Here is a 26,453-nt window from a genome sequence, read left to right on the forward strand (position 1 = left end):
CCCACGTCGAGCGAAGCACCGAGCTCTTTTCCCGAGATCTTGGCGTGCGCGATGAGCAGGGGCGGATGTCTATCGAGAGGCTCGTCGACAGCGTTCGCGACCGTGCTGCCCGGGATCCCAAATTCGAACTCAGCTACAGCGAGAGGGATCTCAACGCGCTGATCGAGCACGGACGTCGACTGGGACTCGATGATCGCGGCATCGCCGACCTCATCCATATCGGTTCCCGTATCGCGAAGCCCATCACCCCTGATCTGCTCGCCCAGAACATGGAAAATTGGGCCAACGTGGTTTCCGATCGCGGCTACCCGTACCGCTTCGATGACGCCGGTCGCTTCAACGCGTTCGCCAGGGATCTCGATCGGATCCTCCACGATGCCGGATTCGGTGACCACGGTGTCTTCGTTCAAGGATCGGCGCTGCGGAGTCCCCAGGCCAACGACGTCGACATCGCTGTCGTCATCGACCGTGACAGGTTTCATGAAATTCTCGTGGAGCGCTACGACGGACGAATAGCGACCAAGGCCACCGATGCGGCACCGCCCGGGGCTCTGACCCTGAGAGGGCTCACGCGGTCCGAACTCCAGGAGCTGGCCCAGAAGATCCACCAAAATCCGAAGGCTTACAATAATCAGGCGCATACATTCGCCAACGCTGTACGAAAAGGCGTGATCCGATCAACTCACGATATTTCGAAACCACTCAAGGCGGCTGGCAAGGAGATCCAGAGCAAATATCCGGAGCTGAACATCGAGGATATTTCACTGATCGTCCCTGGCAGCGACTTCGATTCCAGTCCCGAGTTACCCGTCGTCGAAACTACTGACAAGGATCGCGCGCAAGAATTTACTCGCCAACTACACGCCGCGCGGGAATTCGAATTCCAGAGCGACCGGATCGACGGCCAACGCGGGAAGTTGCTGGCGGAGCTGGACCCGCATATGCGGGAAGTCGTGCAGCTGTCGAGAGATCTCGCCGAGATGAATCGAGTGCAGAGCGCGGCGGAGTCGCTAGGACATATCCAGGCTCGCGATGCGCTCGATCGGATCCGGGAAGCGCTCGAACGGGGTGCGCCGCTGACCGATGTGAGTAAAAACATCGCACTTGCGAGGGACCGCTTGGCTACAGTGCAGCAACTCGAACTCCATAGCAGCCTCGACGCGCTGCGTGAACTTCAGTTAGGCGAGCACACGCAAGTTGTCGGGCAGATCCTCGAACTCGACGTGCTCGAGCGCAACCTCGCGACCACGACCCGGCTGGAGATCACCGAGCGACAACTCGTCGAGGTAGCCGCCCGGGAAGTACTGGAATTCCGTGACCAGCATCCAGACCTGCGTACCCCTTCCCTCCAGCACGACCTGCACAATGCACGCGAATACTCGCAGGCCCTTGCTCGCGGCCGGGCTCGGGAGCTCGGTGAGGTGACGCGGCATTTCGAGGCAATACAGCGTGCTATCCGGCAGGAGCAGACAATAGAGGCTCGCCGGATCGAATCATTGGGTCTGGATCCAGCGCATCGGCGACTGGTTGGCCAGGCGCTCGATGCCGACCGCGCCCGCACATTGGGCAAAGCAGCGGATACGTTGGGCAAGGAAATTGTGCGACATCACCATAACGAGATCGTTGGACCGAGTAGAGTTCTGCAATTGAGCCAGGATCAGGCAAGGCGCTTGGATATACAGACTTATTCGCTGTGTCTGGACCTCACACCGACGAATTACGATCATGCAAGGGGCGTGTACGTGTACGAGCCGCCAGGGCGACCTCCCGTCCATGTCCTCCATGATTCGATGGAGCGTCGGTACGCGCAGGCTGTCAGAGCCATACAAGGCGGACTTTCCCCGCAATTGGTCGAGGCTGATTTCCTACGGTCGATCGGGCACGCTACGGCAGCGGAGGAAGCTGTCCGCGAGCGCCCCGAGAATTCACCGCGAGTCAGAGCACGGGCGCTCGAACTCGAACGTGCGCGGCAGCTCCGTGCCGAACGCGACCGTTGAACGTGGCGCGATATGCTATAGCAGAGGCGACTATGGTGTTCCTATGATGGAGTGGCTGACATCGATCGATGCCGAGCGGCGCAAAGTGAACCTCCTGAAGCGGCAACTGACACTCATCCTCCATGGCCCGCTCGACCAAGTTCACCTCGACCTGTTGCGCGACAACCTCGGCCTGTCCTCAACCGGCTCCACCACCGACCCGGTCGGCACCCGGTTCGGACAGCGCCTCCAATATCACCCGCAATATCAGACGATTACAGCGATGGTGCTGACCTTACTGCGCACTGACATCAACGAATGGACCGTTACGCTCGACGCCATACCGCGCACCGACTTCTCCGAATGGAAGCGCCTCGCCGAAATGAGTGCCCAGGAAGTAGGACTCACCATCGCCGAACGACAGCTGCCGTCGTCGACGCCCCTCTCCGATATCGGTGATCCGGCGCCGACGGCTCGCATCGACCAATCCACCGATGAACTGTCAACGGCTGGTGCCGCGCTTGCTGCCGCCCCGCATCCGATGCCGACCCCACTGCTGGATCTCAGCACAATATCGCCTACCAGCCCCTCGAGTGAGTGGGCCGACTCGCCTGAATACGACGCCGACCTCATGGATAGAACGATTCGGCAGCTCGAAGCCGTGCCACCGTACACTCCACTGCAGCCACCAGTCCATCGATCGGAATTGGCGGATACAGAGCTGGTCCAACTCGTCACCGGACTTCGCAATCTGATTTGGTCGTGGCGAATGGATGACCTGATGACCATCAGCGCACGAGCCGGATTCTGGTCGATAGAAAGACACGAAACCGATCGGGTCGTATTCACCAGCAGATATGTGGCCGGTGAGTGTTATGTGGACGGAAATGCCCGCGACGTCCATTCCATAGACCTGCCGGTCGCGACCGTGTCCGATAGCGACGACTGCCGAACACCGTCGAGCGATACCTTCACCCGAATGACTGCGGTACTCATCGAAACCTACGGCGAACCCACCGCGCGTTCCTGGGGAATGACTCCGCAGATCCAATGGACCGGAACGGAAAATTCACTAGCACTCGCCTACCGACACCCTACCGTCCGGATCATCGTGCGCCTCAACCTCGGAATCACTACGATCCATGGAGAAGCCGAAAGCGCTCGCCGCAAGCGAAACGTGGAGCGGGACTAGTATCGACCAATTCGCTCCCGCCGAGTGGCCGGCGTACGCCATCGGGTCCAGCCACATCTATTGCATCGAACCAAGGATGATCATGGCCATTACCTCGTACCACGGAACTTTCTATACCGAGAGCCCGGAAATCATCGAACAGATACTGAGATCGTGGCTGTCGAAGAACGATCTGCAGATGAAGCCGCATCGCGGGTTCCAGATGCACTACGAGACCGACGGATTCGAACTCTACTGTTACGATGCCGGCGGCCCGGAAGCGCCTTTCTACTTCCTTCTCGAGGGCCGCATCGAGGACGCACCCGATACTGCTACTACTCGGCTTCGAGACCTTGCAGATCTCTCCAGGAACGCAGGTCTCGAATTCAGTATCGACTACGAACAAGTCGATACCGAGGGAAACCCTCTGAGCGCCGAAGAGACGATCAGCTGATCAGGGCAGAGGTTCAACTCCCCAGCAGACCGCGTCCCCAGCAGACCGCGAACGAGGGCCCGGGGAGCTACGTGATGAACGCCCGAACAGGAGTAATGACCGCCGACACGCGCCTCGCGCAGGGCCCGCAGCCGTCGGCTGCCCTACCGGCGCCTGTCGGACGCTTGCCCTGCGATGCAGCACGGACCCGCTGAATGTCGGTGGCTCTTGCTAGCTTTCGTTTCGTTCTGATCTGACGAAAACAGGCGAGGCGCTATGACAATCGGGGGAACCACCTATCTCGAACTGTCCGAGGACAGTGGTACCGCGCACAAGTTCTACGAGGTGATCGTCGCGGGCACGCAAGTGAGTGTCCGTTTCGGCCGCATCGGCGAGCAGGGGCAGACGAAGGTCAGTTCGTTCGCCACCGAGGAGAAGGCGCAGGCGGCCGCTGCGAAGAAGGTGGGCGAGAAGGTGCGGAAGGGCTATGCGCCCGCCGTGATGGGGGCGCGGGGCAGACGTCCGGTGACGAGGCGGGCGATCAGCAGCGGTCGCTCGACCGCGATGGCCGCGCCCGTGCTGTGGAGTTTCGACTCCGGCGCCGCCGCCTTCGGCATCTTCGTCGACGAGCGCCGCTGCTGGGTGGGCAACGAGAGCGGTGACGTGTTCACCCTGACCCCGGAGGGCGTGGTCACCGGCCGGTACCGCCTGCCGGACGCCGTCAAATGTATTGTGGCCGACGACTTCTGGATCTACGCCGGATGCGACGACGGCCGCGTCTACGACTTGTCGGGCAAGGTGCCGCGGGCGGCCTACGATATCGCGGCCGATGTCGACATCTACTGGCTCGACATCCACGACGGCATCCTCGGCGTCTCCGACCGCCAAGGCGGCATCACCGTGATCGATTACGAGGAAGAGTCGCTGTGGACCCGGCGCAGCACCGGCAATTCGGGCTGGATGGTGCGCATCGACGCGCACGGTGTCTACCACGGACATTCCGCGGGCGTCACCAAATACGACCTGGACAGCGGGAATCCCCTGTGGCAAGCGGCCACCGGAGGAGACGTCCTGTTCGGCTGGCAGGAATCCGACGCCGTCTACGCGGGCACCTCCCGCAACCAGGTCCGCATGGTGGCCAAGAACGGCCGCGCCGAGCACATCTACCAGTGCGATGCCGCGGTCTTCTCCTGCGCCACCTCGCCGGACGGCCGTTACGTCTTCGCCGGTGACAACTACTCCTCGGTGTACTGCTTCGACGCCGCGGGGAACCGCGTGTGGAAGCTGGCCACCGGCTGCGGTTCGGCCTATTCCATGCAGTATCACGACGAGAAGCTGTACCTCGTCACCACGACCGGCACGCTGGCCTGTCTCGACGTCGGCGACGCCGCCATCCGCGATGCCGAGCAGGGCGTGCTGCCGCAGACGGTGTCGGTGAAAGCCCCCGAGATCTCAGCGGTGGTGCCCAGCGACACCGTCGAAATCACTTCCGACGCGGGCACCGGCGTCATCGTGGAATGCGTGAGCCACGGCAGTTCCCTGCGCGTGCGTGTCGTCTCCCCCGGATTCCACCAGGGATGGAATGTGCAGTTTCCCAAAGACATTCGCCGTGCCGGTGCCCGCTACGTGGTCGACGGCATCGCCGAGTCGGCACGCGGCGGCTTCTACCGCGTCCGCGGCGACATCCGCCGGCTGTCCTGATCGCACCCACCAGGTCTTCGAGAGAGCGTTCTTCGCACATCGTGTGCGGAGAACGTCTCCGCTGGGACCTCGGCTTCCCGCGGGCTCGGCAGAGTGGCTCGCTGATCGGCCTTGCGGCGAACGCGAGATTGCCCGGACACGAGCGAGGGCTCCCGACCGGGCAGCACTTGGTTGCAGAAGACGCTCGGCCCGGCGGTTCCGGCGGCTGTGCAGCCACTGCGGCTCGCCGACGACGCGGACCCGAAGTTGATCGCGCGTGTGGCGCCGGCAGTTGCTCGGTCCCGAGGTGACCGCCACCGGGCCCGGTCAGCGCATCGCGCCCGTGACGTCCCCCAGGCCGGAAGACCGGTTACCGAGCATCGTGCCGTTCGTCTCGCGTGACGGACCGAGCCGGGGATGCCGCGCCCGGCTGCGTTCCCGCGCGGGGACCGACGGGCGAACGGCTCGTGGCCTATCGCCCAGGCTGGGCGTGCCCGACGATCCTCGCGCAGGCGAGCGCTCCCCCGGCCTGCGCATTCGACCGCACACACCCCTGATCTGCCGATTCGTCGGCGGAACGCCACGCCCGGTGGGAAGGTGGATGCACGGCAGGTGTCAGCAAAGGAGCGAGACACATGGTGGACAAGACCAACGGAGCTGCCGCGGGCAACGGCGGCGTGGTGACCGCGGACCGGCCCGAGCAGATCCGCAACGTCGTCCTGGTCGGGCACAGCGGGTCGGGCAAGACCACGCTCGTCGACGCCATGGCGCTCACCGCGCGGGCGGTCAACCGCGCCGGACGGGTGGAGGACGGCACCTCGCTGTCGGACTACGACGAGATCGAGCATCGCCAGCACCGGTCGGTGCAGCTGTCGGTCGTGCCGGTGGCATGGGCCGGGATGAAGGTCAACTTGGTCGACACCCCCGGATACGCGGACTTCGTGGGCGAGCTGCGGGCGGGGCTGCGGGCGGCCGACGCGGCGCTGTTCGTCATCTCGGCGGCCGAGGGCGCGGACGGAATCGCGGGCGCGACCAGGGCGCTGTGGGAGGAGTGCGCCGCCGTCGGGATGCCGCGCGCGATCGTGATCACCCACCTGGACACGGCGCGCGACGAGTTCGACGTGATGACCGAGACCTGCCGGACGGTGCTGGGCGGCGGATCGTCGGAGAATATCCTGCCCCTGCATCTGCCCGTCTACGGGCCGAAGAATCCGGACGGCCACCGGCCGGTCACCGGCATGGTGGAGCTGTTGCCACACTGCGTGGGCGACTACTCCTCCGGGGAGGAGGTGCAGGGCGACCCTTCGCCCGATCAGGTAACCGCTCTGGAGGAAGCGCGCAACCGCCTCATCGAAGGCATCATCGCGGAGAGCGAAGACGAGAGCCTGATGGAGCGCTACCTCGAGGGCGAGGAGATCAGCCTGGCGACCCTTGTCGCCGACCTGGAACGTGCGGTGGCTCGCGCCAGCTTCCATCCGGTGCTGTTCGCCGCGCCCGCGCCGGAGGGGGCCAAGCAAGGCCTCGGCACAGTGGAGCTGCTCGAGTTGATCACCGGCGGCTTTCCGACACCGGCCGAGCACGCCATCACCGCCAGCAACGGCGCCGAACCGCATCCGCTGCGCTGCGACCCGGACGGAGAGCTGGCCGCGGAGGTAATCCGCACCGCATCCGACCCGTACGTCGGGCGGGTCTGCATGGTCCGCGTCTTCTCCGGCACCTTGCATGCCGACGATACGGTGCACGTCAGCGGACACGGCCTGGAGGATCGGGGCCACGAGAGCCACGAGCTGGACGAGCGAGTCGGCGCGATCTCGGCACCCTTCGGCAAGCAGCAACGCCCGCTGCGGCAGGCGATCGCGGGCGACATCGCCTACGTCACCAAACTAGGGCACGCCGAAACCGGCGACACGCTGTCGTCCACCGACAGCCCCCTGCGGATCGAGCCGTGGCCGATGCCGGACCCGCTGCTGCCCATCGCCATTCGCGCGCACAGCAAAACCGACGAGGACAAGCTGTCCCAAAGCCTTGCCCGCCTGGCCGCCGAAGATCCGGCACTGCGACTCGAGCACAACGCGCAGACCCATCAGCTGGTGCTCTGGTGTCTCGGCGAAGCGCATCGCGACGTCGCCCTGGAACGGTTGCGGACCCGGTTCGGCGTGCAGGTCGACGTGACCGATCACCAGGTGGCGTTGCGGGAGACGTTCGCGGGCAAGGCCACCGGACGCGGCAGGCACGTCAAACAGTCCGGCGGGCACGGGCAGTACGCGGTGTGCGAGATCGAGGTCGAACCGCTGCCCGAAGGGGCAGGGATCGAGTTCGTGGACAAAGTGGTCGGTGGAGTTGTTCCGCGCCAGTTCATTCCGTCGGTGGAAAAGGGCGTTCGAGCGCAGGCCTCCCGTGGGTTGACCGCCGGATATCCCCTGGTGGACGTGCGCGTCACCCTGTTCGACGGCAAAGCCCACTCCGTCGACTCCTCCGACGCCGCGTTCCAGACCGCGGGCGCCCTCGCCCTGCGCGAGGCAGCGGCGACCGCGGGGATCAGAGTGCTGGAGCCGCTCGCCGAAGTCTGGGTCCTTGTCTCCGACGACTACGTCGGCCCGGTCCTCAGCGACCTGTCCAGCCGCCGCGGCCGCGTCCTCGGTACCGAGCCGCACGGCACCGGCCGCACCCGCGTCCACGCCGAGGTCCCCGAACTCGAACTCAGCCGCTACGCCATCGATCTGCGCTCGATCTCGCACGGCACCGGAGATTTCACCCGCGCCTATGCCCGCCACGAACCGATGCCCAATCAGATCGCCGCGTCGATGCGCGGGGAAAAGGCACGTGCGTAACCACATCGAGCCGCCTTCCCACTGGCTGTTGATCTCGGGCTGCCGGGTACAGTTGGGCTCGTATTCGAGCCTTGGTAGGTGGAGAAATGGAAAAGGACCCCGCGCGTTGCGTCGTGCTGGTGCCGGTGCACGACTACATCGAACCCGGTTGCTCAGAGGGGCTGGCGGAACTCGAACGGCGCGGCTACCCGGTTTGGCGCGTCTACGGTTGCTCCGCGATCGATCAGGCCCGCAGCCAAATCGCCACCGACGCTTTGGCGCAAGGTTTCGAAGAGTTGATGTGGATCGACGCGGATGTGCGCTTCGATCCCGATGCGGTAAGTATGCTGCGGTCCCACGATCTGCCGGTGGTCTGCGGTATCTACGCCAAGAAGATGACGCGCGAACTGGTCTGCAGTCTGCTACCCGGTACCGAGAAGATAATCTTCGGCGATGGCGGCGGCACAGTGGAGATCCGTTACGCAGCCGGCGGATTCCTGCTCACCAAACGCGGCGTTTACGAGACGATCGCGGAGAAAGAGGAACTGCCTGTCTGCAACTTGCAGTTCGGGCGCGCCAACGTGCCGTACTTCTTGCCGATGATCGTCCCGGATGGCGAGAACCAATGGTATCTGGGTGAAGATTACGCGTTCTCCGAACGTGCTCGACGCAGTGGCTTCAGCATCTACGCCGACACTCGTATCCGTCTGGAGCACATCGGCAAGTACGGATTCACGTGGGAAGACGCAGGTAGCGGCAAATACCGCTACAGCAGTTACGAGTTCAGTTTCAGGCAACGGGCTACGGATGCTGATGCGGAGGAAGCCGTCGAGCAGTCCCACTGACGGAAGCTCAGCAGATCAGGCCGTGCCCTCCGGAGAGGGTGAGCCGTCAGCATGCACGAGATCGCTGGAAGCGGCTGAAAACAAGCTGATCGAGGACTGTTGGCGCGGCACCCCGAAGCGTTGCGCCGTCTGCAGAACAGATGCGCCGTCGGCGTCACCGAGAACTCGGGCCAGGCCGGGGCGCGGAGCGGATACACCCACCGCTGGGGCCGATCGCAGCCTGTTCGACAGCGCCTGTTTCCACGCGGGCACCCGATCGTATTGATGCACGATCGGATACGGCATCCCTGTGGAGGTGTGTACACACTCCCCGATCAAGGTCGGCTCGGGCTCCAAGAGAAATGGGCGCAAAGCGCCGAGCTTGCCCGGGTCCGCAAATGTGCCTGCTTGACAGGCAAACCCCTCCTCGGACGTCACGAATTGCACGGCCGACCGATACGGCTCCATATCGAGCAACAGGTTGTACCCGCTCTGATCGGCGATCGACACCCCGGACGACGCCGCGACCAAGGAGATGGCCAAGCACAAATCCGCCATCACCCCCGCCTCCCCAGCGATGACCCCGACGTTGCAGACCGCTTTCGACCACAGGCGCTGCACATGTGCCGGAAAACTTCGTTGCAGATTGGCCCGGTTCCACTCTTCGTCGGAATACCGCACCCCCTCGCTGACAGCGAGAAAGGGGCATCGCAAGCGGGCTTCCAACCACGTGATCGGGTCCGACTGGAAGTACACATCGCGCACATCGGTGACGATCGCGAATCGGAGCGAAGACGCGAACATACGCAGCACATGGGCGATATCTTCGAATCGCCCGTTGTACACGCTGTCCCGAGGCGGCATCCGGACCGCATACAAACCCAGCGCGTCCAGATGTTCGGCTATGGCGTCGCCGCGGTCGTCGCGGTCGTACACGATGACCGCGCCCACACCGGCGAAACCGCTCGCGACCAGGCTCCTGGCCCACGGCTCGACAGCGGGCCACTCGTAACCCGCTGCCGCTCCGATGACGATGTCCTTTTTCGTAGCCACGCCTTCGGCCCGCTCAGGTCTGTTGCGGTGGCGGTGGCGCCACAGGGGGCGGAGCCGTCGGCTGGGCCTGGCTCACGGTCGGCGGCGGTGCCGCCGTAGTCCCCAGATCGGCATTGCCGGTATCCAAACCGGTCGGATGCAGGTAACCCGCGAAGTCACCGTACTTTTCTTTCAGTGGAGGGTTATTGGGGTCGAGGGGAACGAGATGACCGCCGTCGAGAACGAACAGTTTGTTGTGCTCCTCATCCCTGACGACCAGGGCGCTGTGCCGCTCCCATTGGAGAATATCGCCCGTTTTCAGCTCGCCGGGACCGTTGACCACCGCAGGCGGATGATCCGCCGTCAACTCGCCCGCAGTTCCCTTATACGCGGACATCGCGTCGAGGGCGACGTTCTGCACCTGCTTCTGCAAGGCTTCTGCCACCGGTGGGGACGCCTTCACATTCGTATTGTCGATGGGGACGTCGACCGTTGTGCCCGGCGTCGTCACCGCCGGCGGAGCACCCGCGTACACCGGTGCCGTCACGCCGGTAGGAGACGGTTGACCAGTTTGTTGGGTGTTCGCTGTTTGCTGGGCGCGGTTCTGCTCCCGGGCCCGTTCCCGTTCTCGTTCCCGATCTCGCTCCTCACGCGAGTCCCGCTCGTCGTAGCCTCTGTCATCGGCCTGAACGCGAGGCTGCTGAGTCGCTTGACCGAGAGCGTTCATCAGCGCCATCTGCCCCATCAGATCGGACGCATTGCTCCCGGTGTTGGCGGCCGGTGCGGTGGTATTGGCAGTGGGTGCGGTTGTCCCGGTTCCGGTCCCGGTTCCGGTGCCGGTCGGCATCGACGCGGTCACCACGGAACCGAGATCCGTGCTGGACGCGGTGTCGCCGCTACCGGTGCCCAAGGTCGGCTGGGTGCTGTCCACCGAACCGGTGGTGTCCGTACCCGACGTGAGCAGGTCGTCGTATGTGGAACTGAAATCCTGGCTCGTACTGACCGGCTGAGCGGTAGCGGCCGGGGACTGAGATGTCGTCGCAGGAGGCGTGTACGGCGGGGTATACGGGGGTGTGTACGGCTGACTGGTGCTCGTGTGCTGGGTGGCCGAGCTATGACTGGTATTGCCCGACGTGGAACCGGAGCCGGAGTTCGAAGCCGATCCCGATCCCGATCCCGAGCCGGACCCGGAACCCGAGCCCGAACCAGAGCCTGAACTCGAGCCGATCGGAAACGGAAGCTGCGCGGCCCTATCCGCGTACGCGATGACCTGGTCGGTGCAATGCTTCACCGCATCCCGGATCAGACCGTAGAGCGGTGCTTCTTCGGCGACATTCTGGAGGCCGTCTTCCGCGTACATCCGGCCTTGCCCCGGGCCCTGACCCTCGACACCGTCGTTGAGCTTGTCCCATATCTTGTCGTGGGTGTCCTGGATCTTGTTGTACATACTGCGGTAGTACGAATAATTGGTGCGAGAAAGCTCCTCGGTCGTCTGCTCGAACTTGAGGTCCCCACTCTGCCATTGGTCCGCCAGGCCGTTGAGATAGAAGACGGCAGAATTGTATGCTTCTTCGGTGTAGCCGGAACCTTGACCCCGATGTTCGAGTTGCTGAATAAAGGAGTCGGCGAGGTTGTCGTCGCGCCAGTTGTCGTCTTTGCCCTCTTTGGGAGAAACCAGGAATTTGGGCTTCTCCGGCTTCCCGTTGCCCATCTGAGCCATCAGATAGAGCAGCTGAGAATTGGCCACATCGATGAACGCCTTGAGTTCGGGCGATACTTTACCCGGCGGCGTTCTGATTTCCAGCTTGAAATCAGAGATCTTTTTGCCGTCGGTGATATCGTTCTCATCGGCGTCCTGGCCGAGGAACTTTCGCTTGGCGACATCGGCAGGAAGCTCGTTGAACCAGACGATGTTGCCGTCCGCCGGGCGATTGCCGTCCCAGTTGTCGCCGACTTTGTCTTTGACGGCGACCAACTGTCCGTCGTTGGTCAGAACATATTGCCCGACCCCGTCGTCTTCATCGTCCCAGTCATCAGTGGCCGCGCCACCTTCGTGCTTTTTATCGCCGGGCTCGGAAATCGCTTTGATTTCATCGTCATCTTTGTCGTGGAGTTCGAGCCGGGTCTCGCTACCATCACCCCCCTGATCTTCGAATCTGATCTGGTTGGCTCCACTGCCCGTATCGCCGTATCGATCGATGACATTGCCGGTGGGGACATGCTCGATGACCATCTGGCCGTCCCGCATGCCCATGCGGTACTGCTTGTTCGGGGAGTAGAGCCACTCTCCCTCTTTGATTCTCTGTTCCCGATTGAGGATGCCACCCTCGATGTCACCCATCAGTTCCACCCCCGATCACACATGTGATTACGAACTGCTTGTGAACCGGGAACAGCCATTCCAAATCCTCCTACCCGAAATCCTCGACGCCTCGGCCTCAGACCTCCGGGTTCGTCCGTCGCACGTGCACGCCGCCATCGATATCTGTGACCTCGAATGTGTTCCCGGCTGTCGTCGAGTTGTCACCGGTCGTATTGCGGCCATCGCCCACCTGCGTCCAGCCGATGCCCCGCTCGACGCCGTATCGGACCGCGAACACCCGGTACGCGTTGGCCGCCTTGCCGTACTGCGCCTCGAACTCGGCCTCCCATTCGGGATCTCCCTCGGCCCGTGCATACGCGGGAGCGCTGGCGGCGCGGTTGGCGTCACCCAGCCTGCGCAGTTCCTGCGGATCTTGAACAAATTTCTCGACCATATCGACGACTCCATTCCCACCGGCTCCCCCTCATTCTCGGGCATCCCCATCACTGGGGACTGGGGTCGGAGGAATAGCCCGGACACCGGCGTAGCCGTGACAGTCCGGTTCCGCCTAGTTCGCGATCAATGATCTCGAGCGAACTCGGCCTTCTCCATGAGGTTGTAATCGGCCTCGGTAGGCAGCTCCAACGAGTCGGCGAAATGGGGCAATCCGCCTTGATACAGCAACTCGGCGCGGCGGCCTACGCGGGACTTCTGGCGGGCCAGCCGAGCGACGCGCAGAACCTCCTCGGCGAGCCAGCTGTCGGGATGGTCGAGCACTTCGTCACCGAGGTGCAGACCGACGATCATGCCGCTGCGGTCGCAGGCCACGCCGACGGAATAGTCCGGGTTGAACACCTCGTAGACCAGATTGCGCCAATCGGGCGCGGCCTCCACTCCCGCAGCGCCCGGCATATCGAGATCTGTCACGGCATCACTCCTGGGTATCGTCGACCGCACCGGCGAGTCAGGGCTGCGGCCACGGCACCTTCGGCAGGGCCGTTTCCTGGATGGCGATTTTGTGCTGCCGCAGGGCGTCGACAGTGCTGTCCCGAATCGCCGCCATGATGTCGGCGGCGATCTCCTGGCCACTCGCGGCACTCGCGATCGTCCCGGGCGCGATGTACATATCGGTGAGCCTGCCCATCCCGTCCACTTCCGGAATCACTCGGGCACTGGGCGAAGGTCGCCGGGCGCGGATACGGTCGATTCGTTCCAGCATGTCATCGATCGTGTTCACCACGTTCCGACCGGACTGCACCGCCGACACCGTTTCAGGATGCATATCGCGGGGCCAGATGTCCGCCACGATCACCCCTCCTCGGAGAGGTGACGAACCATCTCCGCGGCAACAAGGCACGGGACCGACACCGCTCGAACAAGCACGTCCTGCAGCGAAGCTGTCGGACGTGAACTCGGAACGGCACTCAGCTCTCTACGCATGCCACCTCCACCCGTCAATGCTACGGGGCCATTCTTCTCGGTCCCCGACACACTTCCCATGCCCGGGAAGGCCCGCGTACGCCTGAAACGCAGACAAGTCCACCTGTTCGCGACCGCCGAGGGTCACAGAACAGGTGGACTCGCTGACTACTACTACCGACGAACCGGTGACGGCTTACACGTCGAAGTACAGCTCGAACTCGTACGGGTGCGGCCGCAGGTTCACCGGGGCGATCTCGCCCTCGCGCTTGAGGGTGATCCAGGTCTCGATCAGGTCCTCGGTGAAGACGTTGCCTTCGGTGAGGTAGTCGTGGTCCTGCTCGAGGCGGTCGATGACCGACGCCAGGCTGGTGGGGGCCTGGGGGATGTTCTTGGCCTCCTCCGGCGGGAGCTCGTAGAGGTCCTTGTCGACCGGGGCCAGCGGCTCGATCTTCTTCTTGATGCCGTCCAGGCCCGCCATCAGCATGGCGGCGAAGGCCAGGTACGGGTTGCCCGAGGAGTCCGGTGCGCGGAACTCGATGCGCTTGGCCTTCGGGTTGTTGCCGGTGACCGGGATGCGGACCGCGGCGGAGCGGTTGCGCTGCGAGTACACCAGGTTGATGGGGGCCTCGTAGCCCGGCACCAGACGGTGGTAGGAGTTCACGGTCGGGTTGGTGAACGCCAGCAGCGACGGCGCGTGGTGCAGGATGCCGCCGATGTAGTGGCGGGCGATGTCGGACAGGCCACCGTAGCCGGCCTCGTCGTGGAACAGCGGCTTGCCGTCCTTCCACAGCGACTGGTGCGCGTGCATGCCCGAGCCGTTGTCACCGAAGAGGGGCTTCGGCATGAAGGTGACGGTCTTGCCCTCGGCCCACGCGGTGTTCTTCACGATGTACTTGAACAGCTGCAGGTCGTCGGCCGCGCCGAGCAGGGTGTTGAACCTGTAGTTGATCTCGGCCTGACCGGCGGTGCCGACCTCGTGGTGGCCGCGCTCGAGCTCGAAGCCCGCGTTCTGCAGGTTGGTCGCGATCTTGTCGCGCAGGTCCACGTAGTGGTCGTACGGCGCGACGGGGAAGTAACCGCCCTTGTTGCGCACCTTGTAGCCGCGGTTCAGGGTGCCGTCCGGGTTGAACTCGGCACCGGTGTTCCAGGAACCGGAGACCGATTCGATCTCGTAGAAGGCGCCGTTCATGGACGAGTCGTAGCGGATCGAGTCGAAGATGTAGAACTCCGCCTCGGCGCCGAAGTACGCGGTGTCGGCGATACCGGTGGAGCGCAGGTACTCCTCCGCCTTGCGCGCGATGTTGCGCGGGTCGCGGGAGTAGGCCTCACGGGTGAACGGGTCGTGCACGAAGAAGTTGAGGTTCAGCGTCTTGGCGGCGCGGAACGGGTCGACGCGCGCGGTGGAGAAGTCGGGCAGCAGGAGCATGTCCGACTCGTCGATGGACTGGAACCCACGAACGGAGGAGCCGTCGAACGCTAGCCCTTCCTCGGCGAGGTCGGTGGTGAAGGCCTTCCCCGGGATCGAGAAGTGCTGCTGCACACCGGGCAGGTCGCTGAACCGGATGTCGACGTACTCGATGTCCTCGTCAGCGATGAATTTGATGACCTCGTCGGCCGTGCTGAACGTCACTTGTTCTCCTTACGGATCGGTTCCCAGCCAGTGTCGCTTGCATGGGTTCGTCGCGACCAGACGCTATGGATGCCGTGTTTCCCCGTAGTCAAGGATGTGTTTCGCCGGTGTTACACGTGCGTCTGGCCGCGTGGTGATGACCACCCGGACTCGATTTGCATGGTAGTCCTGCCCCCGCCGACATGCTCGCCGACGCTGAACTCCGCTTATGCGATCCCGGGCGCCGGTCCGGTCGCGCCTATTCTGGGGGCATGGCACGCATCACCGGCTCCTGGCTCTCCGGACCCCCGGCCGACTCCGGCGGCCCGGCAACCCCCGAGTTCCCGGGTGCCGAACTCGGCCTGCCGAAGACCGGGGCGGGCTCGCTGGCCGGTATGGGGCGCCGCATCGCCGCCCTGTTCGTGGACTGGATGATCGCGCTCGGCATCGCGGCGCTGATCGTTCGCGGCAGTTCGGCGTCGAGTGTGACGTTGCTCATCTGGTTCGTCATCGGCGTCGGCGCGGTCACGCTGTTCGGGTTCACGCCGGGGCAGTATTTCCTGCGGTTGCGGACGGTGCGCATCGACGCGGACGCGCCGGTCGGGTTCGTCCGGGCGCTGGCCAGGCAGGTCCTGCTGCTGTTCGTGGTGCCCGCGCTGTTCACCGACGCCGACGGGCGCGGCATGCACGACCGAGCGACCGGCACGGCGCTGGTGCGTTCGCGCTGAGCGCCGGTTTCGGCCGGTAGCGCGAACCCGGCGCGGCTGAAGCGACGATCACAGTCGCAGGATCAGCGGCGGCGGATGGTCCGCTGCACGCCGCGCATCTTGGCGCCCGCGGGCATCGGCCCCTTCGGCAAGGCGGGCCCGCCGCGCGCGCTGAGGGCGGACAACCGGCCTTCGATGAGGTCTATCCGCTTGGTGTCGATGTTGCGCGGCAGCTTGGTGAGGTAGCGCTGCAGGTCCTTGAGCGGAACCTGGCCCTCGTCGTTCCCGATGACGACGTCGTAGATCGGGGTATCGCCGATCAGCCGGGCGGTGCGCTTCTTCTCCTGGGCGAGCAGCGACTTGACCCGTTGCGGGGAGCCTTCGGCGACCAGCACCACGCCGGGCAGGCCGATCACCCGGTGCACCGCGTCCAACTGGGTGGTGGCGGCGATGCCGTTGCTCACCCGCCACTTGCCCTGGAGGTTGTCCAGCACCCAGGCCGCGGCGCCCGCCTGGCCCTCGGCCTTGCGGTAGACGCTCTTCTGCACCCGCCTGCCGAAGATGATGAACGCCACCAGCGCCCCCAGCACCACGCCCAGCGGAACCAGGAACCAGGTCAGCCCGAAGACGAGGCCGATCACGACGAAGACGGCGGTGATGCCGACCAAGGCGCCGATCATCAGCGGCAGCAGCAGCTTGTCTTCCTTGCGCTGCATCTGGAACGCCTGCCACAGCTGTTTGCGGCGTTCTCTCGACTGCTGCTTGCGGGCCGCTTTCGCCGCGGCCTTCGCTTCCTTGGTGGGCTTGCCTGCTGCCATGTCTCTCAGGATAGTGCCCAGGTAGTCGCGGCTTTGCCGTGGGACAGCGGCCTGGTCGGTTCTACCCGCGCCGGGCGATCGGGCCGAGCACCGTGAGATCCAGGTCGCCCGACGCCTCGGTCCAGCCCATCGCGCGTAACTCGACGGGGGTCGCCACCCCGAGGGCGTCGCGCAGGCCGACGACGACCGAGCGGGCGAACTCGACCAGGCTGTTCGGCGCGATGGGCCAGAACAGGGTCCTGGTCCAGTTGTCCGCGTCGCGCCGCACGACGGGCTCGTGCCAGCCCAGTGCGCGTAACTCCTGCGCGGCGAGCTCCGGTATGGGGTTGCTCAGGTAATGGTTCCCGGCCAGTTCAGCGGACAATTTGATGTCGTATTGGACAAATTGGACATAGCGATTTCCGGGGGCGGCGATGATCAGGGTCGCCCGCGAGGGCAACTCCGAAAGACAGTGCGCCAGCGCTTGCACGAACTGTTCCCAGTCCGCGGTGGGCGGCTCGTTCATTCTTCCCCCGGGTATTCGCACCGGCATGATCATACGCCGACCCCATCGGACACCGGATGGATTACCTTGTGCCACCGATGAGTTGGACCCAGCCATAGCCATTCGCCATGGCCTGCCTCGATATTACGCCGCCGCCGCATCCCGTTGCGCCTCCCCCACCCACGTGACCTGCCCGTATCGCACGGACACCGGCACGCTCGGCTTGCCGCTCGCCGGGCGCAACGCCCAGGAGGCGACCACTCGAGCCGCGAAAGATTCCGGGTAGAAATGATGGACGCCCGCCGATCCGTGCGCCCATATGCGAGATGAATGCACCGGTGAGTTCGAAAACGCACCGGCACAGCCCATTCCTTCACCAGCCGGATACGTGGTGGCGCGATCGCCATCGCGCCGAGAATCTCCGAAATCCGAGAATGGTCCGCACATACGCCGGATATCCCGGCTCGGCGTTCTCCGCCATCGTCCACTCCTTCGCAGGCCCTGATGTGCGGATGGCGGTCGCGTTCGGCCACGGCGTCATCGGTACGACCGCCGAAGCCCTCCGTGTGTGACAACCGTGAAGCCGCACGTCCGGAAGGGCCACCGGATGCCGGTCCGCCCGGGAACGGCGGACGGCCGTCCGGCGACCACCCTGGTTCCGGGGGCTGGACGGCTGTCCGGGCACACTCGATAGTCCTATGGTGACCGAACGAGCCGTCCTGTCGCGTGCCGTGTGCGGCCTGCTGTTGCTGCTGGCCGCGTTCACTCCGGTGACCGCCGCCGCCGAGCCGCTGCCGGTGCCTCAGTGGAAGCAGACGTTCATCGACGGCAAGGACGGCACCCGGCTGCACGCGGACATCCTGCGCCCGGCCGGTGTCTCCGACGACACGCGCACACCGGTGATCCTCACCGTCAGCCCGTATCGCGCGCACCTGGCGTACCTGAGTGAGCCGCGCCTGACCGGGGGCCCGTCCACCGACAATCTCACCGCCGAACTGTTCCTGAACGCGGGCTACACCTACGTCATCGTCGACCTGCGCGGGTTCGGCGGCTCCGACGGCTGCCCGGACTTCGGCGGCCCCGGGGAACGCGCGGATGTCGCCGCCGCCGTGGAGTGGGCGGCGGGTCAGCCCTGGTCCACCGGGAAGGTCGGGTTGTTCGGCACGTCCTACGAAGCATGGACCGGACTCATGGGCTCGGCCGCGGCCCCGGAGGGTCTCGCCGCGGTGGGCGCGTTCGAGCCGGTCGTCGACCCGTACTCCTACCTGTACATGCAGGGCGTCTCATGGAAGTTCTCCGGCAAGCCGATCACCGAGAGCGGTGTGCGCCCCGCCGACTTCGCGGGGCTCGAGCACCTGCTCATCGCGTCGACCCCACCGCGCCCGGAGGACTCCGGCGAATACCAGGCGAACGCGACGCAATTGCCGTGGCAGTGCTATCGGCAGTACCTGGCCGAGATCGGCGACCACGATCCGGGCAGCGCCTTCTGGCGCGACCGCGACCTCGTCGCGCGACTGCGCGGCAACACGATCCCGCTGTTCCTCGGTCAGGGCTTCGTCGACTACAACACCCGGGCCTACCGGGTGTTCGACCTGTGGAACGGCCTAGGGCCGGGCGAGCACCGGGCCTGGTTCGGTCAGTGGGGACACCGCACCTGCCACGACAAATGCGGCACACCCCACTTCGACACCGAGTTGCTCGCGTTCTTCGACAAGCACGTCGCGGGTCGTGACGTGGTGGTTCCCGGACCGCGGATCACCGTCGGCCAATTCGACGGCCGCTGGCGCGCGGAGACCGCGTGGCCGCCCGCCGACGCGCGGCGAGTCCCGGTCGAACTTCGAACCGGCGAGTACACCGACCGAGGCCTGATACCCGGGCCCGACCGGGAACTGTGGTCGGTCTCCGCGCCGCTGACCGGGGACCAGCACCTGTCCGGCATCCCCACCGCGACCCTGCGGCTGAGCGGCCCGGCGAGCGCGACGGTCGCGGTCGAGCTCTACGACATCGCACCCGACCTGCGCGCGACCGTGATCACCCGCGGGATCGCCCCCGTCCGCGACGTCGCCGAGGTCCGCTTGCTGGCTCAGGATTGGCCGATCGCGGCCGGTCACCGCATCGGCGTGCGGGTCACCGACGTGGTCGACGACGTGTGGTCGCACTCCCCCGCCTTCGCCTCCGTCACGGTGACGTCCGCGCGCATCGAACTGCCCCTGCTGACCGGAACGCGCCGTCCCGATCTGCCGGGTGGGCTCACCGAAGGCATCGTGAAGTGGCGAAACGAGAAGACGATCGCCCTGGACCCGAGCATGTTGAACAATGCAACGGTGTCCATGAATCTGCCCGACCGCACCGGTGACCGATGACGGAACCGGTCGACGACCTGACCGCCGAACGCCTCGCCGCCGCGCTGCGGTGCGCGACGGTGTCCACCGACGACCCGCGTGACGCCGACAGCGCGGCGTTCGAACGCCTCGACGCGCACCTGCGGGCATCGTTCCCCCGGGTGCACGCCGAACTCGAACTGCGGCGGTTCGCGCACAGCAGGCTCTACCGCTGGCCGGGCGTCGAACCGGACCGGGTGGCCGCCATCCTGCTCGCGCACCAGGACGTAGTGCCGGTGGACGACCTCGAGCGCTGGACCCACCCGCCGTTCGCCGGCGTGGTCGACGAGGAATACATCTGGGGCCGTGGCGCGATCGACGACAAGAGCCGGGTGCTGGCCATCCTGGAGGCGGTCGAGTCGGCGCTCGCCGCGGGCCTGCGGCCCCGGCACACTGTGTACCTGGCCTTCGGGCACGACGAGGAGGTCTTCGGCGGCGACGGCGCCGAGCGGATGGCCGACCACCTGCGACAGGCGGGCGTGCGCGCGGATCTGCTGCTGGACGAGGGCGGGGTGATCACCTCGGGCATCGTCGACGGCGTGCGCCAGCCGGTGGCGACGGTCATGCTCGGCGAGAAGGGCTACGCGACGGTGCGGTTGTCGGTCACCGAGGTGGGCGGGCATTCGTCCATGCCGGGCAAGCAGACGGCGGTCGGCCGGATCGCGCGAGCCGTGGCCCGCATCCAGGACAATCCGATGCCACTGCGCCTGACGCCGGTGATCGCGGACATGCTGGCCAGGATGCGCCAGGTCATGCCGGGCCCGCGGCGGCGGCTGCTCGGCCTGGCGGGCGTCGCCGCGCCGGTGATCACCCGGGTGATGGCGGCCCAGCCACAGACCGAGGCGATGGTGCGCACCACCACGGCGCCGACGGTGATCCGCGGCGGCGTGCGGGCGAATGTGCTGCCCCAGCGGGCCGAGGCCATGGTGAACTTCCGCATCCTGCCCGGCGACACTGTCGCCTCGGTGCTTGCGCACTGCCGGAAAGTGGTGCGCGACAAAGGGATCGATTTCGAGCTGATCGGTATGTCGTCGGAGCCGTCGCGGATCACGGGGGCCGGCCCCTCCTTCGAGCTGATCGCCGGTATCGCCCGTGCCGTCGTCCCCGGTATCGCGGTGACCACCGGCATCGTTCCCGGCGCGACCGACTCCAGGCACTACGACGACTTGGCGGGCACCCGGTGCAATTTCGCGCCGATCGTGCTGGAAGCGGGCGATCTGGCCTCTATCCACGGAACCGACGAGCGCCTCTCCCGCGTCAACTACGCTCGACTCATCGAGTTCAACCGGCGGCTGATCGAGCATTTCGCGACGGTCGGCGCGCCAGAAACGTCAGGAGCCCAGGCATGACGACCGAGCCGACGGCGGGCGACGCCACGCCCACCGAGCCGCCCGCGATCCGCACCGAGTCCGGTGAGTTCGACGGAGCGGACGGCGCGGTCGCCTGGCGCGCGTGGCTGCCGGAGGGCGCCGCGCGGGGCGTGATCGTCCTGGTGCACGGCGTGGCCGAGCATTCCGGCCGCTACACCCACGTCGGCCGGCGGCTGGTCGGCGCGGGTTTCGCGGTCTACGCCCTCGACCACATCGGGCACGGGAAGTCCGCGGGCGGCAAGGCCAACATCGGCTCCATGGCGGCTGCCGCCGACAACGTCGCCGCCATGCTGGCCATCGCGAGCCGTGCGCAGCCCGGCGTGCCGCGCTTCGTGGTCGCGCACTCGATGGGCAGCCTGATCACCCTGTCTCTGGCCACCCGCGAGCCGATCGACGTCGCGGGCATCGTGCTGTCCGCCCCGCCGCTGGACATCCCGGTGGGCAATCCGGTGCAGCGCGGGCTGGCACCGGTGTTGAGCCGGTTCACTCCGAATCTCGGTGTGCTGAAGCTGGATTCGTCGCAGATCAGCCGCGACCCGGCGGTGGTCGCGGCCTACGACAGCGATCCGCTGGTCTACCGGGGCAAGCTGCCCGCCCGCACCGGCGCCGAGATGCTGAGCGCGACGGATTCGGTCAAGCAGCGACTGGCGCGGCTCACCGTGCCGGTGCTGGTGCTGCACGGCACCGCCGACGCGATCGCCGCGCCGTCCAGCTCCGATCTCATCGAGCGGGGCGCGGGGTCGGAGGATCTCACGGTGATCCGCTACGAGGGCCTGTACCACGAGGTGTTCAACGAGCCCGAGCAGCAGAAGGTCCTCGACGACGTGGTCGGCTGGCTGGAAGCGCACCTTACCGGAAAGTAGTATCTCGACATGAGTACAACCGGATCCATCGCGTTCATCCGCGCCAGCTGGCACAGCTCGATAGTCGGCAAGGCCTACGAGGGCTTCCGCACCGAATACACCGATCTCGGTTTCGATCCCGCAGGCATCGACGTCTACGAGGTGCCGGGCGCCTTCGAGATCCCGCTGCACGCCAAGCGCCTCGCGCACTCCGGCCGGTACGCGGCGATCGTCGCGTCCGCGCTGGTGGTGGACGGCGGCATCTACCGGCACGACTTCGTGGCGTCGGCGGTGATCGACGGGCTGATGCGAGTGCAGCTGGACACCGACGTGCCGGTGTTCTCGGTCGTGCTCACCCCGCACCACTTCCACGAGCACAGCGAGCACGTCACTTACTTCACCGAGCACTTCCTGACCAAGGGCGCCGAGGCGGCCCGCGCGCTGGCGGGCACGCTCAGCTCGCTGCGGTCGCTGCCGGTGTAGCGCCTACCGGAACCGGGCCAGGCAGGCGCTCTCGCCGTCCAGGACGCCGGTGCGGAAAGCTTCCAGCCGCTGGTAGCCGCTCGGCACGACCTTGCCGTTCACATCGGCGGCCGCCGCGCCGTCGGCGAGCAGGCCGGAGACCGCTTCGTCCAGATCGCCCGCGGACAGGTGCGGATCGCTGCCCGGCCGGCTCAGCATGGTGGTCACCACGCCGCTGAGGCAGGCGGTGCGCAGACCGGCCGTCTCCGCGCCGGTCAGCGACAGCTTGCGATCCTGTTGCACCGCGAGCACATACCGCGACACGAAGACGACGAACGCGTTGTAGTCGCCGTCCACCACCGCCGACAGCGGGTCGTCGCCCGCCATCGGTCCGCCACGCCGAGCCAGGGCGGGGACGTCGGTGCCGATCCGGTTGGCGGCAGGGCAGTACGACACCGGCCGGGTGACGGTGACGTCCGAGCAGCCGCGACCGACACCGGAGTAGTCGAATTGCGGCGGCCGCGTAACCGGGAAGATCCCGGTCAGCGCCTGGCCGAGACTGGTCAGCGCGGCGGCATCCACCGGGAGCTGGGCCTGCTCCTCGCCGGGCTCGAAGGTGGTGGGCAGATTGCCGCGGCGCTGCGCGATCTCCTTCCTGGAGATCTTCTTGCATCCGTCGGCGCCGTCGGTATAGCCGATCTGCACCGCGGTCACCCGCTCGAAGGCCGAGCCGTGCACATTCTCCGGATCGTTCGGGTCCCGGTCGCGCACGGCCACCGTGGCGCCGAGCACGGCGTTGAGGCCGTCGGTGGTGTTGAGCGCGAAGTGCGCCGAATTCCCCTCGGCTACGTGGCGCAGGAAGACACCGGCGAGGCAATCGGCCTGCTGTTCCTGCACGAGCGGCGGGGTCAGCAGACCCGCCAGCTTCGCCTGCCCTTGGATGGCGTGCCCGTACTCGTGGGCCAGCACCATCACCACCGCCATCTCGCCGTACTTCTGCACCAGTTTCGGCAGCAGGACGCCCCGATCCCACCCGATGGTGTGGTCGCCGCCGCAGTAGGCGGCGTTCACCACCTGGTAGGTGTCGGACTTGCAGAACTTGACCGACTGGGCCTTCGGCGCCTTGGCGTCCCAGGAGATGTACCTGGTCACCGGCTCGAGCGTGCCGGGGAAGTACTCGGGGTACTCGGCGGCCCAGAAGTCCTGAACGTCGGCGATGGCATTGAGGGCCAGCTTGTCCATGGCGCCGCCGTCGCCGTTCTCCGCCGTGAGCGGCGCGTCCGCCACGCCCTTGCGCGGGCCGTTGGGGCCGGCGGCCGTCATGGATCCGGCCAGCTCCCAGGTGTCGACGGGCGGCGAGACATGCTGCGCCGCACGATCATTCGTTCCCGCTGCGCAACCGGCGAGCACGGCGGTCACCACCGCGAGCACGGCCACCGCGCCGAATCGCCTGTTCTTCGTCATCGAACTCGCCTCCCCGAGTACCGCGTCTCGGGCCCGCCGAGCGCTCACATCGTAATCGCCGCGAACCGGCTTCGCGCATCATGGCGGCCACGATCGTCGCCGGCTTCGCAAGGCCCGCAACGTCTTCGCGCAGGTGGGTGCGAGCTCCCGGTCAGCGCAGGCGGATGCGAGAGACCAGCGCTCGATGATCCGAGCCGGGGATGGAGAGCGTCCGCAACTCCTCGGCGGTGGCGTCGGCCAGGAGGATGTGATCGATACCGATCACCGGGCCCCAGACGCGGTCCTCGGGAAAGGTGGGCAGCAGGCCGGCGCCGGTCTGGTCGGCGGCCGAGGCGAAGCGGCCGCGCAAGAGGTCACGGTAGGCCGCGTGGTCGCGAGTCGCGTTGAAGTCGGCGCCCACGATGGCGGGACCTCGATGCGCGTCGAGGATTTCGCGGGTTCTGCGCATTTCCGCTTGCCACGCCGGGAAATCGAACGGCGGCGGAACGGGATGGAACGCGAAGACGGTGATCGGCCCGCGCTCGGGATGATCCATCGTCGCGGAGACATTGTTGAGGATGTAGCCGTCGTACTTTCTGTTGTCCCGCAGCGGGTATCGGCTGTAGATGCCTGTGCCGCCACCGCCGTCGCGGGTGGGCTCGGTGTAGTGATAGGGCAATTCGCCGAGCAGGCCCGCGTCCCCCAGCCGCTCGACCGCGGCATCGGTCAGTTCGTCGACCGTCAGCACGTCGACGTGGTTGTCCCGCACCGCGCGCACCACAGCGGCCGGATCGGCGCCGCCGAACAGCAGATTCGACTGCATGACGCTGAGTTGTGGGCCGTTCGCGGCCCGCCCTTCCGGTACGAACGCGGGCACCAGCGTCCACAGCACGGCCGCCGCCAGCACCCCGGCGGCGGCCGCACTGCGCCACCCACGCGCGATCAGCAGCAGCACCACACCCGCGATGGCGCCGATCATCAAGTACGTCGCCCCCGAGGCGAGCAGCACCAGCCCGCGCCGCTGCCACGCGCCGAAATGCAGCACCAGTCCGATGGCGCCCGCAGCGACAGCGCACCACCCCACACCGAGCAATGCCCGGCCCATCCATTCACGCATGTGGTCGAGCCTAGGCAAGCTCCGCGAAGACGCGACGGAGCGCAGGTGTGCGTTCTGTGTGGTCCGAGCGGATTCCGGCCCGGCTACACTGGCTCACCACCGTCGGCGACGTGACGAGGTCGAGGATGTACGTCGAGGAATTTCCCGCGCAGGGGCCGCTCACGGCCGAGATCGCCCATGAGCTGGCCTGGATTCCGGGTGTCTGCCGTTCGTCCATCACGGTCAGCGGTAACGGGCGCAGCGTGCACGCGCCCGTCCTGCCGGTGGCCTGGGACGTCCTGCGAATCGACTCCGGCACCATGGTCACCGTCACGGCCGCGAACGGGCTCGGTGACGAGGACCGGTCGGCGATCCGCCAGTTCGTCGACCGTTTCCAGTCCTTGACCGGTGCTGCGAGCACCCGACCGCAAGGCGGACTCACCCACAGGCAACGATGAGCCGAAATGCGACCGGGCGAGCGAGCTTACGGCCACGAACCTGGACCGGCGGGCGGCGCGCAGCGGTTCGACGGCGTCAGCGGGAGGGCCGACTCATCGACTCGATGAGTACAGCGGTGTCCGTTGTGAGCGAGCCACCCGCGAATCGCAATGTGGCAAACGATCTTTCGGCCGCTTCCGGATGCCCGGCACCGCACGCGTCGGTGACGACGATCGGCAGATAACCCAGATCGAGGCTGTGCCGGACGGTCGGCTCGATGCCGACCTCCATGGCGATGCCCGCCACGGCGTAGGTGTCGATGCCGCAGTCGCGCAGCGCGAAATCCAGCGGGGTCGCCGCGAACGCCGACATGGTGATCTTGTCGAACACCACCTCGTCCGGCCCGGGCGTCAGCTCGGGTACCAGCTGGAACTGCGCGGAGCCCTGCGGGAAGCTGGAGCGCAGCTCGGCGGGGTCGTCCACGCGCTGCCAGGACATGGCGGTGCGCAACTGGGCGACGCCCGAGGCCGCGACCGGTAGCGACATGTGCCGGGTGTAGAAGACGCGGAAACCGCCCGCCCGCGCGGCGTCGCGCAGTCGCACGCAGGCGCGCACGATCTTCTCGCCCTCCGGGATCTGCCGCACGATGCCGACCTGCATGTCGTAGATGAGCAGCGCCATCCGCGCGGGATCGCAGGCCTCGGCTACGGTCCCCGGGATGCTCAGGCCGAAGGCGTGTCGCATGCTCACGCGGTCCGGTCGTAGGGCTCGGCGACGTCGACGGCCGGGTCCATCAGCGCCTCCAGCGGCAGCGGCGCCTGCACCGGCACGTAGGTCCACTCCAGGTACCCGGCCTTGGTCAGCGGGAAGTCCGCGACGTACTCGCGCGCCTGCTCGACGCTGTCGACCTCGAAGACGATGACCACGCCGGGCTCGTCGGCGCGGGCGTAGTTCTCCCGGACGATGCCCGCCTTCCACAGCCGCCACACGTTGGCGACCTCCTCGGGCAGATAGGGGTTGATCGTCTCCAGTGTGACGCCGGGCTTGAATCGGTCGAAAACGATGACCTTCATAGAATTTCACTCCATGTCCGCGATGGTTCCTCTGAACGGCATCCATGGAATCGTGATGATTACAGTGTTACAAGAACGCA

The 26,453-nt window shown here is 66.1% G+C and carries 25 protein-coding genes; 13 read left to right on the forward strand and 12 right to left on the reverse strand.

Annotation, left to right across the window (positions count from 1 at the left end):
- From NG1_RS37625 to NG1_RS30515, 6 genes are all read left to right on the forward strand, one after another.
- A partial coding sequence (locus NG1_RS37625; protein ID WP_169812352.1) for a hypothetical protein occupies positions 1–1,997 on the forward strand: 1,997 nt, incomplete at its 5' end.
- Positions 1,998–2,040: 43 nt separating this feature from the next.
- Positions 2,041–3,168 (forward strand): DUF6301 family protein, encoded by a 1,128-nt coding sequence (locus NG1_RS30495; protein WP_062976600.1) that lies wholly within the window; start codon positions 2,041–2,043, stop codon positions 3,166–3,168.
- A gap of 82 nt (positions 3,169–3,250) precedes the next feature.
- A complete protein-coding gene (locus NG1_RS30500; protein ID WP_157114327.1) occupies positions 3,251–3,601 on the forward strand; it encodes a hypothetical protein in 351 nt (116 codons plus the stop codon).
- A 255-nt stretch (positions 3,602–3,856) separates the two neighbouring features.
- Positions 3,857–5,281, forward strand: coding sequence for a WGR domain-containing protein (locus NG1_RS30505; protein ID WP_062976604.1), 1,425 nt, complete (start codon positions 3,857–3,859; stop codon positions 5,279–5,281).
- A gap of 614 nt (positions 5,282–5,895) precedes the next feature.
- Positions 5,896–8,091: an elongation factor G-like protein EF-G2 gene (locus NG1_RS30510; protein ID WP_062976606.1), complete on the forward strand. Its 2,196-nt coding sequence runs from the start codon at positions 5,896–5,898 to the stop codon at positions 8,089–8,091.
- A gap of 86 nt (positions 8,092–8,177) precedes the next feature.
- Complete coding sequence (locus NG1_RS30515; RefSeq protein ID WP_062976608.1) at positions 8,178–8,915, forward strand: hypothetical protein; 738 nt, start codon at positions 8,178–8,180, stop codon at positions 8,913–8,915.
- 15 nt (positions 8,916–8,930) lie between these two features.
- Here NG1_RS30515 and NG1_RS30520 read toward each other — a convergent pair whose 3' ends face one another.
- The 6 genes from NG1_RS30520 to glnA all read right to left on the reverse strand — a co-directional run bounded on the left by NG1_RS30520 (position 8,931) and on the right by glnA (position 15,280).
- A complete protein-coding gene (locus NG1_RS30520) occupies positions 8,931–9,845 on the reverse strand; it encodes a hypothetical protein (RefSeq protein WP_157114328.1) in 915 nt (304 codons plus the stop codon).
- Between the two features lie 115 nt (positions 9,846–9,960).
- Positions 9,961–12,267 (reverse strand): hypothetical protein, encoded by a 2,307-nt coding sequence (locus NG1_RS37190; protein ID WP_157114329.1) that lies wholly within the window; start codon positions 12,265–12,267, stop codon positions 9,961–9,963.
- Between the two features lie 97 nt (positions 12,268–12,364).
- On the reverse strand, positions 12,365–12,682 hold the full coding sequence (locus NG1_RS30530; protein ID WP_062976614.1) for a hypothetical protein: 318 nt from the start codon (positions 12,680–12,682) through the stop codon (positions 12,365–12,367).
- A 125-nt stretch (positions 12,683–12,807) separates the two neighbouring features.
- Positions 12,808–13,155: a hypothetical protein gene (locus NG1_RS30535; protein ID WP_245660130.1), complete on the reverse strand. Its 348-nt coding sequence runs from the start codon at positions 13,153–13,155 to the stop codon at positions 12,808–12,810.
- A 37-nt stretch (positions 13,156–13,192) separates the two neighbouring features.
- On the reverse strand, positions 13,193–13,534 hold the full coding sequence (locus NG1_RS30540) for a hypothetical protein (RefSeq protein WP_157114330.1): 342 nt from the start codon (positions 13,532–13,534) through the stop codon (positions 13,193–13,195).
- Between the two features lie 309 nt (positions 13,535–13,843).
- Positions 13,844–15,280 (reverse strand): type I glutamate--ammonia ligase, encoded by a 1,437-nt coding sequence (glnA, locus tag NG1_RS30545; protein ID WP_062976621.1) that lies wholly within the window; start codon positions 15,278–15,280, stop codon positions 13,844–13,846.
- Between the two features lie 251 nt (positions 15,281–15,531).
- Here glnA and NG1_RS30550 point away from each other — a divergent pair, with 251 nt between their 5' ends.
- Positions 15,532–15,987: an RDD family protein gene (locus NG1_RS30550; RefSeq protein ID WP_062976623.1), complete on the forward strand. Its 456-nt coding sequence runs from the start codon at positions 15,532–15,534 to the stop codon at positions 15,985–15,987.
- Between the two features lie 62 nt (positions 15,988–16,049).
- Here NG1_RS30550 and NG1_RS30555 read toward each other — a convergent pair whose 3' ends face one another.
- Both NG1_RS30555 and NG1_RS30560 read right to left on the reverse strand, forming a co-directional pair.
- Positions 16,050–16,784 carry a DUF4191 domain-containing protein gene (locus NG1_RS30555; RefSeq protein WP_040865776.1) on the reverse strand — a complete coding sequence of 245 codons (735 nt, stop codon included), beginning with the start codon at positions 16,782–16,784 and terminating at the stop codon, positions 16,050–16,052.
- 61 nt (positions 16,785–16,845) lie between these two features.
- Positions 16,846–17,289: a TY-Chap domain-containing protein gene (locus NG1_RS30560; protein ID WP_062976625.1), complete on the reverse strand. Its 444-nt coding sequence runs from the start codon at positions 17,287–17,289 to the stop codon at positions 16,846–16,848.
- Positions 17,290–17,702: 413 nt separating this feature from the next.
- On the opposite strand from NG1_RS30560, the gene NG1_RS37195 reads away from it, so the two are divergent.
- The 5 genes from NG1_RS37195 (at position 17,703) to NG1_RS30580 (ending at position 22,344) form a co-directional block, all read left to right on the forward strand.
- Positions 17,703–17,840, forward strand: coding sequence for a hypothetical protein (locus tag NG1_RS37195; protein WP_157114331.1), 138 nt, complete (start codon positions 17,703–17,705; stop codon positions 17,838–17,840).
- Between the two features lie 126 nt (positions 17,841–17,966).
- Positions 17,967–19,631 (forward strand): CocE/NonD family hydrolase, encoded by a 1,665-nt coding sequence (locus NG1_RS30565; protein WP_062976627.1) that lies wholly within the window; start codon positions 17,967–17,969, stop codon positions 19,629–19,631.
- Positions 19,628–20,998, forward strand: a complete 1,371-nt coding sequence (locus NG1_RS30570) for a M20 family peptidase (protein WP_062976629.1) — start codon at positions 19,628–19,630, stop codon at positions 20,996–20,998. Before NG1_RS30565 ends, NG1_RS30570 begins: the two co-directional genes overlap by 4 nt.
- Entirely contained in the window at positions 20,995–21,882 is an 888-nt protein-coding gene (locus tag NG1_RS30575) for an alpha/beta hydrolase (protein WP_062976633.1), read from the forward strand. The genes NG1_RS30570 and NG1_RS30575 overlap by 4 nt, the downstream gene beginning before the upstream one ends.
- Positions 21,883–21,891: 9 nt before the next feature.
- Positions 21,892–22,344: a 6,7-dimethyl-8-ribityllumazine synthase gene (locus NG1_RS30580; RefSeq protein WP_040865773.1), complete on the forward strand. Its 453-nt coding sequence runs from the start codon at positions 21,892–21,894 to the stop codon at positions 22,342–22,344.
- 3 nt (positions 22,345–22,347) lie between these two features.
- Here NG1_RS30580 and NG1_RS30585 read toward each other — a convergent pair whose 3' ends face one another.
- Entirely contained in the window at positions 22,348–23,787 is a 1,440-nt protein-coding gene (locus NG1_RS30585; protein WP_062976635.1) for a neutral zinc metallopeptidase, read from the reverse strand.
- Positions 23,788–23,938: 151 nt separating this feature from the next.
- A complete protein-coding gene (locus NG1_RS30590; RefSeq protein ID WP_063910480.1) occupies positions 23,939–24,883 on the reverse strand; it encodes an endonuclease/exonuclease/phosphatase family protein in 945 nt (314 codons plus the stop codon).
- 47 nt (positions 24,884–24,930) lie between these two features.
- Here NG1_RS30590 and NG1_RS30595 point away from each other — a divergent pair, with 47 nt between their 5' ends.
- Positions 24,931–25,320 (forward strand): hypothetical protein, encoded by a 390-nt coding sequence (locus NG1_RS30595; protein ID WP_157114332.1) that lies wholly within the window; start codon positions 24,931–24,933, stop codon positions 25,318–25,320.
- 76 nt (positions 25,321–25,396) lie between these two features.
- Here the strand turns inward: NG1_RS30595 and NG1_RS30600 are convergent, their stop codons facing one another.
- Both NG1_RS30600 and NG1_RS30605 read right to left on the reverse strand, forming a co-directional pair.
- Complete coding sequence (locus NG1_RS30600; protein WP_062976641.1) at positions 25,397–26,044, reverse strand: cysteine hydrolase family protein; 648 nt, start codon at positions 26,042–26,044, stop codon at positions 25,397–25,399.
- A gap of 2 nt (positions 26,045–26,046) precedes the next feature.
- Positions 26,047–26,373, reverse strand: a complete 327-nt coding sequence (locus NG1_RS30605; protein WP_062976642.1) for a YciI family protein — start codon at positions 26,371–26,373, stop codon at positions 26,047–26,049.
- Positions 26,374–26,453 lie beyond the last annotated feature (80 nt).

The sequence above is a fragment of the Nocardia gamkensis NBRC 108242 genome (assembly GCF_001612985.1).
GTDB lineage: Bacteria > Actinomycetota > Actinomycetes > Mycobacteriales > Mycobacteriaceae > Nocardia > Nocardia gamkensis.